Source organism: Pedobacter sp. Leaf250 (assembly GCF_920984735.1).
Taxonomy (GTDB): Bacteria; Bacteroidota; Bacteroidia; order Sphingobacteriales; family Sphingobacteriaceae; genus Pedobacter.
In genome coordinates this window covers 1-11,945 of the sequence record NZ_CAKLBU010000037.1, presented here as the reverse complement: position 1 = coordinate 11,945, position 11,945 = coordinate 1, and the positions used below count along the sequence as shown (strand labels likewise).

Genomic DNA, 11,945 nt, shown 5'->3' with positions numbered 1-11,945 from the left:
ACAAAACAGCCTATGACAACCAGTATTTACTAAAAGAGAATAGCGTACAGACACAAATTGCATAAGTACGCTATACAGGCTAGTTCTGGACTGCCTTAGAATAACAAAAGTATGAAAATTAATATTTTATTTGCAAATCAACACAGAATCTATATGGTGAAGAAAAAGAGATTGCTTCCCCGAATTGTGGGGGCAGGCAGTCGGCTGAAAAAGCCTCCTCGCGATAACGACCCCGTGAAGTTCCGTGTATTCCGTGTTTCCGTGGCAAAAAATAGGCAAAAAAAATCCCGATAACTTTCGCTATCGGGATTAATATATTCAGTTAAAAAGAACTAGCCTTTTTTAGCTTTGCTTTCTTCGCCTTCTAATTGCGATTTCAATTGTGCTAATACGTCTAAATCTCCTAAAGTAGATTTCTCTACAGAATCTTTAACTTTTTTAACAGCAGTTACAGCAGCTTTAGCTTCTTTTTTCTTAGCATTTCTTTCTTCTGCTACAGCTTCAGCTTTAACTTCTTCCCAAATACGGGCGTGAGAAACAACGATGCGTTTAGCTTCTTTGTTAAACTCGATGATTTTGAAGTCGTTAGTTTCTTCAGCTTTAACCGAAGTACCATCTTCTTTTACCATGTGTTTAGTTGGTACGAAACCTTCTACACCGTATGGTAAAGCAATAACAGCACCTTTATCAGTTACTTTAACAACTGTACCTTGGTGAACCGAATCTAAAGTGAAGATCGTTTCGAAAGTATCCCAAGGGTTTTCTTCCAATTGTTTGTGACCTAAGCTTAATTTGCGGTTATCAACGTCTAATTCTAAAACAACTACGTCTAACACATCACCAACTTTAGTGAATTCGTTAGGGTGGTTTACTTTTTTAGACCATGATAAGTCAGAAATGTGAATTAAACCATCAATACCTTCTTCGATTTCAACAAATACACCGAAGTTAGTCATGTTTTTAACCGTTGCCTGGTGCTTGCTTCCAACTGGGAATTTAGCAGCAACTTCTTGCCATGGATCGTTAGATAATTGTTTAATACCTAAGCTCATTTTGCGTTCGTCTCTATCTAAAGTTAAAACTTCAGCTTCGATCTCATCACCAACTTTTAAGAATTCTTGTGGATTTCTTAAGTTTTGTGACCAGCTCATTTCAGAAACGTGGATTAAACCTTCAACACCTGGGATGATTTCTAAGAAAGCACCGTAATCTGCAACAGTTACGATTTTTCCTTTTACTTTAGAACCAACTTGAATGTCAGCACTTAAGTTTTCCCAAGGGTGTGGAGTTAATTGTTTTAAGCCTAAAGCGATACGTTTTTTCTCATCATCGAAATCTAAAACAACAACGTTGATTTTTTCGTCTAATGATAATACTTCTTTTGGATGCTCTATGCGGCCCCAAGAAATATCAGTAATGTGAAGTAAACCGTCAACACCACCTAAATCGATGAACACACCGAAATCAGTAATGTTTTTAACAGTACCTTCTAATACCTGTCCTTTTTCTAATTTAGAAACGATTTCTACTTTTTGTGATTCTAAATCGTCTTCAATTAACACTTTATGAGAAACTACAACGTTTTTAAACTCATGGTTAATTTTAACAACTTTGAATTCCATTGTTTTACCAACGTAAACATCGTAGTCACGGATAGGTTTAATATCAATTTGAGAACCTGGTAAGAAAGCCTCAACGCCCATAATATCAACAATTAAACCACCTTTAGTACGGCTCTTAACGAAACCATTGATGATTCTATCATTTTCAAGCGCCTCGTTAATAGCTTCCCAAGATCTTTGAGTTTTTGCTCTTTTGCGAGAAAGGATCAATTGACCGTTAGCATCTTCTGGTGCTTCAACGAATACGTCAACTGAATCGCCGATTTTTAAATCTGGTGTATCACGGAATTCTGAAGTAGAAACTAAACCGTCTGATTTAAAACCAACGTTTAATACTACATCTTTGTTGTTAATTGAAACAACGATACCGCTAATGATTTCACCTTTAGTGATTTGATTGAATGTTCCAGCATACATATCTTCAAACTTTTTACGGTCTGCATCATTGTAATTACCGAAAACTTTTTCATCAGCATCCCAGTCGAAATCTTCGGTTGGTGTTGCTAAAGATGATTTGATCGATTCGATCGAAACTGAATCAGCTTCTGATTCAATTGTTTCTTTTTCAGTCAGGCGTCCGCCTTCTCCCTGAAGCTCAGCTGTTTTAGCTGCTAATTCTTTTTCTGCTACTTGTTTTTTAGCCATTAATTAATTATCTCCTTTTTTCCCTATTTAGGGATTGCAAAGGTAAAAATATTTTAATTAATAGAAAAGATTTTTTTAATAAATGTTGCTGATTTTTAGGTTCTTAGAAAAGAAGTAGCAAGTATCGGGTATCAAGTATCAAGATTGGGTGCTTAAACGAGTAGAGATAAAGGAACAAGGAGTAATGATTGAATGCAAAGAATGATTTGCATTTTTCCAATTCAGGAGAATCTTATTTCGAAAACAATTGTTTTTAATAATTTGAAAACGATCGTTCGGTGGTTCTTAGCTTGCAGCGGCCCCGTTATTCGCTATAGCCCCGAAGAAAAATCGGGGGCTGCCGCTGCTACCGGGTTTAGAAACAACAATTGCTTTAAACCTATTTCTTCGTGAAAATTCCCCTTGTAAATCCTTCACCAACTAATGTATTCTCATCTCTAATTAATAACAAAATCATGTTCTGCTGATCGTATAATTTTATCATATCACCTTCAATTACATATTTGGCCGTGAAGGTAGAATCAGTGTATGTATCTTTCACAATAACAGAATCATTGGTGTTAAAATCAAAGGTTTTATATTGCGTTTCGGCATCGCTTACAAATGTTCCTGATACTTTTTTGGGTTGAATAAACGTAACAAAGCAAAAATAAATCACCACCAAAACTATAACGGCTGAAATACCTATTAATATTTTGTTTTGATTGGAATATTTAAAAATGAAATAAAGGATGGTGCCCATTACCAAGGCCACCACGGCAAAAAAGATAATGTTAGAGTAATCCTTATTGATAGATGGAACTTCAACTGAAGTGCTGTTCTTTTGAACTGGTGCTTTAACTGGTGAAACTCTCACTAAAAACTCCTTGCTCACCCAACCTTCGCCATTGGTAACCTTAATTTTGAAATAGCTCACGTCAGCTGAATCGATAACAGCGACATTTTCATTTTCCGGAAGATAACCAATCACCTTACTCTTAGGATCAGCCTTTTGCCTAACTCTCAAATTATCGGTAGTAACTCGATAAATTACATCAGTTGTGCTATTGGAAGAATTAGTTTGTGTTGTTGTGCTTTGTGGAGATGCAGCGGATGGTGTTGATGTTGCAACCTTTTCCAAAAAATCTTTGCTTATCCAACCCTCTCCATTTTTTAACTTTACTTTATATAATTTAGAATCGTTGGCATCTATAACTGTTACATTTTCATTCTGATTTACGGTAGCTACAACTTTACTTTTTGCATTGTTACTTGCTCTCACATTCACTTTATCAGCTTTTACACGATAGGTATCCTGAGCAGTAATGCGGTTAGAGAAAATAGAAAAAGCGATTAGTAAGAAGAATATTCTAGTCATGTTTTTGGGATTTCTGCAAGCAGTTTATAAATATTGCATTGACGCTTGGAACAAACATCGTGCTAAGTGTGGCAAAACTACTAAATACTTTTAATTAGTATCATAAACACTTACCAACTTCCACCGGTACCACCACCACTACTACGACCACCACCCCAGCTGCTTGATGAAGACGATGAACTGCTACCAGATGAAGATGAACCTGACGATGATTTGGACTCGACCAACATTGGCAATACTATCCATTTTATGAATTCTACATTTTTGCAGCAACTGCATTCGTTTATCAATTTTGCCTGGCCATCGTGACTGTACGTGGCAGCCTTTACAGTAACCCGCTTGTTTAATTTATAAGTTCTGAAACTGCACTTTGGGCATTCTGTATAATCTTTATATTCTTCAGCAGGCCATTGCTTTATAATGTGTTCCTTATGATCAGCACTTTCCCAAATGTCGTAATCATAGGTTTTCGCAACTTCCTCAGCTCTTTGCCCACCACTTAAAAATGGTTTACCTTCTATATTAATGTCTCTATCCAAACGAATCATCTCTTGGTTTTTGCTATCAAGAATTGGCTTAAACCGATCGATGTTTTTGGCTCTTTTAAACAGGTAATTAATAAGCGTAAATAATAACAAGGGCGAAAAAATTACTAACCAAAAATTCTTTTTATTGAAATCGGTTACTGCCTTAAAGAAATTCTTATCATCATTATGTGCTTTCCTCAAGCTGGAAATATGAAATAGATATCTAAAAAACAATCCTGTTCCTAAAATTCCATATAAAATATAAGGGGTGTGGGCCAGTGTGATTTTATCGAATAAACCAAACCCATTAAAAAACACCATGGCAAAAATACTCACGAAAATAAACATGAAAACTCCGGCACAACCGCTGATAATGGTTTTTTCGTAGTCAGTCTTAATTTTAGCGTTTAGGTTTACTGTTTTTTTCGCTTGTTTATTTACGAATTTAAAAATACCGAAGAAGGCTAAAATAATTGCAAAAACTGGTATCCAAATCTTTTCTAAATCCTTACTTTCATTCTGCTGAGTAAAAAATTGATTTAATTCCGATTTATTATTTGGGTTCAAAATGATTACACCAATTGCATCGATAGTTTTTATTATTCCTGTTCCAAAATCATTCTCTTTAAAGGCCGGAATTAAATTTTGTTCGGCAATATGTTTTAGTTTAACATCAGGTAAAATGCCTTCGGTTCCTGTTCCTGTAATAAACCGATATTTTCTCCTTTCTTTTGCAATAAATAGGAGCAAGCCATTATTACTGGTCTTTTGCCCAATTCCCCAGGTGTTAAAAAGTTCATAAGCAAAATCGAAATCTTCCTGATCAGCGTCAAAATTATTTACAATGACCACAGCAACCTGAACATTGGTTTCTTTTTCAAACCGAGAAATTGAACTGTTGATGTTGGCCACATCATCAGCGCTTAAAATTTCATCAGGATTACTCACCCAGCCACCACCATTGTTTTTGGGGTCTGGAATTTCATTAACCTTATATGCTTTTTGAGCAAAAGTTAATGTAGAACAAAGGAAAAAAACTAAAAATGTAAATTTTTTAATTGAATGAGTTTTGAGCATCAGATAATTCAGTATCAGTTAGCAATAACATTTACATCATTCATAACAATAGGAATTTAATGTTGTTTACTCTTTGAGAATTCTATCAATTACCTTGGCAAGTTTTGTTTGATCTTTTGAATAAGGTGCCAAATCGAAAAGTTTTACTGTTTTAAATTCTATTGGATGGCTCTCACTCTGTAGCGAAATGTAACCTGATTTCAATGGAGTACCATCTATTTTCACTTTTGGATCAAATTTAGTCACACTTCCGCCACCAACTTGTGGTTTGGTGTATTCCAATACAGTTTCTCCTGAAATGATGTGCTTAATTACCGAATCGCCAAGTACCAAAAATTCTGCTGTTACCCATTGATCGCCAGCATAAGTTTTCGATTTTGAATCTAAACAGTGACCTGTAAAAAGTTTTCCATTATAATTTATTAATGTTCCTGGTGTGCAAACATTGCTTGTATGGCGCTCGTGTTCACCATCTCCTCCAAGAATTTGAGCTTCAATCGAAATTGGAAAATCCTGATCTTTTAGCATCGTGGCAGGATCCTGACAGTGTAACATGGCACCGCTATTTCTGGTTGCCCAACCTTCGCCACCTTTGGCTTGATCGCCAACAAAACGATAAGTAACTTTTAACAGGTAGTATGAAAATGGTTTTTTATAGAAAATATGCCCATACTGTTGATCGAATTCTTTGTAGCCTTCGTAGCCAACTGTCATTAAGCCATCTTTTACCTTAAAAGTGTTGGCATAATTATCTTTGTATTCATGTTTCGCAATTTTAACATTCCAGTCTTTTAAATCTTTTCCGTTAAAAAGATTGATCCAGCCTTTTTGTGCAGAAGCGCTATAAGAAATAACAGAGAGGAGCAAAAATAAAGCAGCAGTATATTTAATTAATTTCATATTAGCTTTAATGGTTAGCAGCTAAAAATATGAAATTTAAACCAACTGAATAAATTTAATATTAATTAGGAAGCAATGGTTTAACTTTTTCAAGCGCAAATTCCAATTGTTCTTCTTGCGTTAAATTGGTGTTGTCTAAAATTATAGCATCATCAGCTCTAACCAACGGACTTTCCTTACGGGTGGTATCCGCATAATCGCGATGGGCAAGGTTTTCAAAAACTTCCTCTAATGTTGTTTGGTTATTACCTTTGCTTTCGAGTTCTTTAAATCTGCGTTCTGCCCTGATTTTTGGATCAGCTGTCATGAAAAGTTTAAGTGGCGCTTGTGGAAAAACGGTGGTACCAATATCCCTGCCATCCATTACAATATTTTTCGATTTGCCCATGCGCTGTTGTTGTTTCACCATTTCATGGCGAACAATTTTATGAGCAGATACTTCGCTTACGTTTTCAGAAACTGGCATTAAACGAATCTCATCAGATACTTCTTCTCCGTTTAATGTAATGTGCGATTCATAATCGCGGGAATGAAAGTTTAATTCGATGTGTTGAAGCGCATCAACTACCTTATCATCGTTAGCAATATCGATCTCGTTTCTTAAAAAATATAAGGTTACGGCACGATACATTGCTCCGCTGTCTACATAAATAAAACCTAATTTTTTAGCCAAAGCTTTTGCTAAAGTGCTTTTTCCGCAAGATGAATAGCCATCGATAGCTATAACCAAGTTCTTTTTCATTCTGGTACAAAGGTAAAAAAAGGCAGTGGATTTACTTACTTTTTTTAAATCGCTATTCTTTATACTTTTGCACGATGTTACCCAACAGAGATGAAATTTTAAAATCGGTTTCCTTTAAAACCTCCAGAAGCGGAGGGAAAGGCGGACAGAATGTGAATAAGGTTTCGAGTAAAGTAGAACTAATTTTCGATTTGGAAAATGCCTCATTTTTTAATGAGGAGGAAAAAGCGCTGTTAAAATTAAGGTTAGAGAATAGGTTAGATACAGACGGTTTATTGCATATTGTTTCTCAAGAGGATAGAAGCCAGCTTTTAAATAAAGAGAAAACTGTTGCTAAATTAATCGATCTTTTGAAACGATCTCTTCAAATTCAGAAGAAACGTAGGCCGACAAAAATACCAAAATCTGTTATTCAAAAGCGATTGAAAAATAAGTCAGTCAAAGCAGACAAAAAAGAATCGAGAAGAAAACCGAATCTTGATTAATTATATTTTTCCAAACCGATAATATAAACTCAAGCCGCCATAGTTTTGTGCTTTGGCAATACTTTTCACTTCTTTGGTTTTAAAAATAATGTTGAAATCGACTGTAAATCTTTTCGAACTATAATTCACGCCAAATTGTTGCTCAAAAACGATTGGCTTAACCCCAAATGTTACCTGGCTGTCATCATTAAATAGACTTCCTTGGATAGTAGCATCGTAAGCTACCACATTTAGCTGTGGTTTGGCGTAAAAGAAAAACTCTGAATTGTTCAAAGCAGATGTTTTAGAACTTCCTATAACTGCATTATGGTAGGCGCTGTTAAATAACTGATTTAATCTTCCAGCCCTAAATAAAACTGATGCACCTAAACCGGAAAAAGTGGTTCCTAAATTTGCATAGCCTTGTCCGCTTAGATCTACTATTTTATCATTAGAGCGGATTAATAATTTACTGTATTGAGCGGCTAAATTCACTGCCAACTCATTTTGGATCTGATAATCCCATCCGGCAGGTGTGTAAAAACCAACTGTTTTATGTAGAAAGCGCTGTGCATCTTGGGCTAATGAATTTGGGCCAACAATTCCAACTTCTGCACTTGTTTTTAATACGCTTTCATTTTTGTAAAATATTGAATAGGCACCACCAGCATATAAATATCCGGCAAATGGTCTATCCTGATCTTCCTTTTTAGCAACTTGCCCCCAATAAGGTGTGTATATTTTTTGCCCCACAGAAATTTCATAGGTTTTCTTTTCTACTTTTTCAGAAAGTTTAGCTGGGTCAATCGCTCTGCGGAAATAAATAAATAATCCATTGGTGTAATACCTATCATTTAGAGTCGCCAAATAAGCATCATTTTCGGTTTTGAAACCAAATTCATTTTTGAAAGATTGACTAAAGCCAGCAAAAGTGGCAAGGAATAAAGTGATGGTAAATAAAAATGATTTCATAAAAAAAGCTCCGATAGGTATCGGAGCTATAAATGTATTTATTGTTATCGAATATTTAATTGATAATCTAAAAGATTACAATTTTAGTTGACTATCGGTGCAATTTTAATGCTTAGATCCAATGGTTTTTTAACCTTATTTTTAGTTAAAGCCAATTCAATAACCTCACTCATTTCGGTAACGTAATGAAAATTAAGGTCCTTAATGTAGCTTTCCTTAATTTCTAAGATATCCTTACGATTGCTTTTGCAGAGAATAATTTCCTTGATGTTTGCTCTTTTGGCAGCAAGAATTTTTTCTTTAATTCCACCAACAGGAAGCACTTTTCCACGTAATGTAATCTCACCAGTCATAGCTAAGTGTTGCTTTACTTTACGTTGTGTAAATGCAGATGTTAAAGCTGTCAGCATGGTTACGCCTGCCGATGGCCCATCTTTCGGAGTCGCACCCGCAGGTACATGGACGTGAACATCCCAATTATCAAATAAGGTATAATCAATTCCAAATTCAGCTGCATGGGCACGTAAATACGCTAACGCAATCACAGCTGATTCTTTCATTACGTCGCCTAAATTTCCAGTTAAAGTTAATTTACCTTTTCCCGGGCTCAAACTCGATTCGATGAATAAAATATCGCCACCAACACTGGTCCAGGCTAAACCTGTCACTACACCTGCAACCTCATTCCCCTCATACAAATCTTTGTCATAAATAGGCGCACCTAAAATGCGTTCGATATCTTCATTAGTTAAAGTAACATTGTATTCTTCTTCCATAGCAAGCTTTGTAGCTACGCCACGAACCAAAGAACCAATCTTTTTCTCTAAACCACGAACACCAGATTCGCGGGTATAATCTTCAATAACCTTTTCAATTAAGGCAGGTTTAAGATTGATATCCTTGTTTTGTAAACCATGGTTCTCCTTTTGTTTAGGCAAAAGGTATTTTTTTGCGATCTCGATTTTCTCTTCAATGGTATATCCATTTACTTCGATTATCTCCATACGATCGAGCAAAGCAGGCTGAATGGTGCTTAAAGAATTTGCAGTCGCAATGAATAAAATATTCGATAAATCGTAATCCACTTCAACATAGTGATCATAGAAAGCATTATTTTGCTCGGGATCCAAAACCTCAAGCAAAGCCGAAGATGGATCGCCACGATGATCAGTACCCACTTTATCAATTTCATCCAAAACAAAAACAGGATTATCTGCTCCGGCTTTTTTAATAGATGAAATAATACGTCCTGGCATTGCGCCAATGTAGGTTTTACGATGACCACGAATCTCAGCTTCATCACGGATACCCCCTAAAGCCATACGCACATATTTACGTCCCAGTGCCTTGGCGATCGATTTCCCTAAAGATGTTTTACCAACTCCCGGAGGGCCAACCAAACAAAGAATAGGTGCTTTCATGTCTCGTTTTAGCTTTAAAACTGCTAAATACTCCACAATACGTTGTTTCACCTTTTCTAATCCGAAATGATCTTTATCTAAAATACGTTGAGCACGTTTTAAATCGAAATTGTCTTTTGTAAACTCACTCCATGGCAAATCTAAAAGCAATTCCAAATAATTTAACTGAATTGAATAATCTGGCGCTGCCGGATTCATTCTTCCCAATTTATCCAGTTCTTTGTCAAAATGATCGGCAACAGGTTGCGCCCATTTTTTCTTTTTAGCCTTTTCCTGAAGTGCATCGAACTCTAAATCAGCAGAATTGCCGCCCAATTCTTCCTGGATGGTTTTCAATTGCTGATTTAAGAAGTAATCGCGTTGCTGTTTATCTAAATCGGTACGAACTTTAGATTGAATTTGATTTCTCAATTCCAGCATCTGCAATTCGATCATTAAAAGCTCCATTACTTTCTGCGCTCTTTCCTGCAATTTATCCATTTCAAGGATTTTTTGCTTATCCGCCATTTCGGCATTCATATTTGAAGAAATGAAATTGATCAAAAATGAATTGCTTTCGATGTTTTTAAGCGCAATACTGGCCTCGCTTGGGATATTTGGAGAGAGCTGAATGATTTGAGCAGACATTTCGCGAATAGAGGCGATTAAAGTTTTAAACTCCTTATCTGCTTTATGTTTTTGCTCTTCGAACTTTTTTACAAATGCTTTAATGTAAGGTTCATTCTGTACCTCTTCAATTAAACTGAAACGTTGCTTTCCTTGAATAATTACGGTAGTATTTCCATCAGGCATTTGCAGTAACTTAATGATATTAGCTACCGTACCAACCGTGTTAAGCTGCTCAAAAGTAGGATCTTCTATCGAAACATCTTTTTGAGAAACAACTCCGATGATCTTATTACCTTTGTAAGCCTCTTTAATTAATTTTATCGATTTATCTCTACCAACAGTAATGGGGATTACTACTCCAGGAAATAAAACTGTGTTACGCAATGGTAAAATCGCCAGGGTTTCAGGCGTTTCCTCATTGTTCATTTCCTCTTCATCTTGTTGAGACATTAAAGGGAAAAATTCAGTATCCTCGTTTATTATTGGCATAGCATTGTGGAAATCAAATATATCTTCTTTACTCATTATCACATTTTCCTTTAACGACAAACTGGCAGTTCAATCGCCTTCACTTTGTTTATTTATATTGTTAAGGTAATAATTTCAACTCGCGTGCCAAAGTAAAAATTATATAAATCTTATGTTAAAAAGGCAGAGCAATTTAATATTTCAGCCAATATCATATATTTAGGTTTTTAGCGTTTAAGCTAATGTTTAGCGCTGTAGGTTTTTACTTATGGAAATTAAAAACTTTTAAATTATAAGAATAGGATTATATTGCAACAAATTTCGCCTTTTTTAATGGCTGATTTATAAAAACATATTATTCATTACATGAACTATTTTAAGCACGCAATTTTAGGATTAATCATTTTATCAACTACCAGCAGCTTTGCGCAGAACAGCTACGAAAGAAGCATGCAGGCTATGATTAAAGGAGATTATAAAACTGCCGTTACACAATTGGAAAAGGCAGATGGTAAAACTCCAGAAAATGCCAAAATTTTGCAAATGTTAGGCTATTCCTATTTTCAAAATGCTCAATATGAAAAATGTATTGAAACCTATAGTCGATTAATTACCATTAAACCTTCTGAAGTATCAGCATATTATTATCGTGGTAAAGCCAGATTAAATATAGCAAATGATCCAAAGGAATCGTTAAATACCATGCGTGAAAATTTTTACACAGCAGCAATTAAAGATTTTACCAAAGCGATAGAAATTAATGGTGATGAGGATACACAAATGTTCCAAAATCGTGCTTTGGCATATAAAGATTATGCTATTTTCAGATCTTATAAAGCCAAGCGAAAAGATGAAAAAACTGCTTGCGTTGCACTTTTTAATAATTCAATAGCAGATTTTCAAAAGGTATTAACCATGCAACCGCTTAGAAAAGATATTATCGATTGGGTTGCTTATGATAAGGCGCAGATTGCCTCATTGAAATAGATAAAAAAAAGGCTTTGAAATTTCAAAGCCTTTTATTTTTACTGAGAATTTTAAAAAGGTCATTATATTGTTGTTATGCAAAATATATTGACTGTTCGTGTGAGGCCATTCGAGGCTAGGTAAACTTTGAGTTATACCGTAAAAAAGGTTTAGC

9 protein-coding genes are annotated in these 11,945 nt (G+C 35.3%); 2 read left to right on the top strand and 7 right to left on the bottom strand.

Features of this window, described 5'->3' with window-relative positions:
- Nucleotides 1–332: 332 nt before the first annotated feature.
- The 5 genes from rpsA to cmk form a co-directional block, all read right to left on the bottom strand.
- Nucleotides 333–2,267, bottom strand: coding sequence for a 30S ribosomal protein S1 (gene rpsA / locus LUA91_RS20460; RefSeq protein ID WP_231427975.1), 1,935 nt, complete (start codon nucleotides 2,265–2,267; stop codon nucleotides 333–335).
- A gap of 379 nt (nucleotides 2,268–2,646) precedes the next feature.
- Nucleotides 2,647–3,624: an SH3 domain-containing protein gene (locus LUA91_RS20455; RefSeq protein ID WP_231427974.1), complete on the bottom strand. Its 978-nt coding sequence runs from the start codon at nucleotides 3,622–3,624 to the stop codon at nucleotides 2,647–2,649.
- A 110-nt stretch (nucleotides 3,625–3,734) separates the two neighbouring features.
- Nucleotides 3,735–5,228: a YgcG family protein gene (locus tag LUA91_RS20450; RefSeq protein WP_231427973.1), complete on the bottom strand. Its 1,494-nt coding sequence runs from the start codon at nucleotides 5,226–5,228 to the stop codon at nucleotides 3,735–3,737.
- A 66-nt stretch (nucleotides 5,229–5,294) separates the two neighbouring features.
- Nucleotides 5,295–6,128, bottom strand: coding sequence for a DUF1080 domain-containing protein (locus LUA91_RS20445; RefSeq protein ID WP_231427972.1), 834 nt, complete (start codon nucleotides 6,126–6,128; stop codon nucleotides 5,295–5,297).
- A 61-nt stretch (nucleotides 6,129–6,189) separates the two neighbouring features.
- Nucleotides 6,190–6,870 (bottom strand): (d)CMP kinase, encoded by a 681-nt coding sequence (cmk, locus tag LUA91_RS20440; protein WP_231427971.1) that lies wholly within the window; start codon nucleotides 6,868–6,870, stop codon nucleotides 6,190–6,192.
- Between the two features lie 74 nt (nucleotides 6,871–6,944).
- On the opposite strand from cmk, the gene arfB reads away from it, so the two are divergent.
- Entirely contained in the window at nucleotides 6,945–7,355 is a 411-nt protein-coding gene (gene arfB, locus LUA91_RS20435) for an alternative ribosome rescue aminoacyl-tRNA hydrolase ArfB (RefSeq protein WP_231427970.1), read from the top strand.
- On the opposite strand, the gene LUA91_RS20430 is transcribed toward arfB, so the two are convergent.
- Together LUA91_RS20430 and lon are read right to left on the bottom strand one after the other, a co-directional pair.
- A complete protein-coding gene (locus tag LUA91_RS20430; protein WP_231427969.1) occupies nucleotides 7,356–8,306 on the bottom strand; it encodes a lipid A deacylase LpxR family protein in 951 nt (316 codons plus the stop codon).
- 83 nt (nucleotides 8,307–8,389) lie between these two features.
- A complete protein-coding gene (gene lon, locus LUA91_RS20425; RefSeq protein ID WP_231427968.1) occupies nucleotides 8,390–10,861 on the bottom strand; it encodes an endopeptidase La in 2,472 nt (823 codons plus the stop codon).
- A 309-nt stretch (nucleotides 10,862–11,170) separates the two neighbouring features.
- Here lon and LUA91_RS20420 point away from each other — a divergent pair, with 309 nt between their 5' ends.
- The gene (locus LUA91_RS20420; protein ID WP_231427967.1) at nucleotides 11,171–11,791 is read left to right on the top strand and encodes a tetratricopeptide repeat protein; all 621 of its coding nucleotides are present in this window, start codon (nucleotides 11,171–11,173) and stop codon (nucleotides 11,789–11,791) included.
- Nucleotides 11,792–11,945: the final 154 nt, after the last annotated feature.

Bases quoted from the DNA above. Each gene is read 5' to 3' on its own strand.
- rpsA (WP_231427975.1), bottom strand. From the start codon at position 2,267: ATGGCTAAAAAACAAGTAGCAGAAAAAGAATTAGCAGCTAAAACAGCT.
- LUA91_RS20455 (WP_231427974.1), bottom strand. From the start codon at position 3,624: ATGACTAGAATATTCTTCTTACTAATCGCTTTTTCTATTTTCTCTAAC.
- LUA91_RS20450 (WP_231427973.1), bottom strand. From the start codon at position 5,228: ATGCTCAAAACTCATTCAATTAAAAAATTTACATTTTTAGTTTTTTTC.
- LUA91_RS20445 (WP_231427972.1), bottom strand. From the start codon at position 6,128: ATGAAATTAATTAAATATACTGCTGCTTTATTTTTGCTCCTCTCTGTT.
- cmk (WP_231427971.1), bottom strand. From the start codon at position 6,870: ATGAAAAAGAACTTGGTTATAGCTATCGATGGCTATTCATCTTGCGGA.
- arfB (WP_231427970.1), top strand. From the start codon at position 6,945: ATGTTACCCAACAGAGATGAAATTTTAAAATCGGTTTCCTTTAAAACC.
- LUA91_RS20430 (WP_231427969.1), bottom strand. From the start codon at position 8,306: ATGAAATCATTTTTATTTACCATCACTTTATTCCTTGCCACTTTTGCT.
- lon (WP_231427968.1), bottom strand. From the start codon at position 10,861: ATGAGTAAAGAAGATATATTTGATTTCCACAATGCTATGCCAATAATA.
- LUA91_RS20420 (WP_231427967.1), top strand. From the start codon at position 11,171: ATGAACTATTTTAAGCACGCAATTTTAGGATTAATCATTTTATCAACT.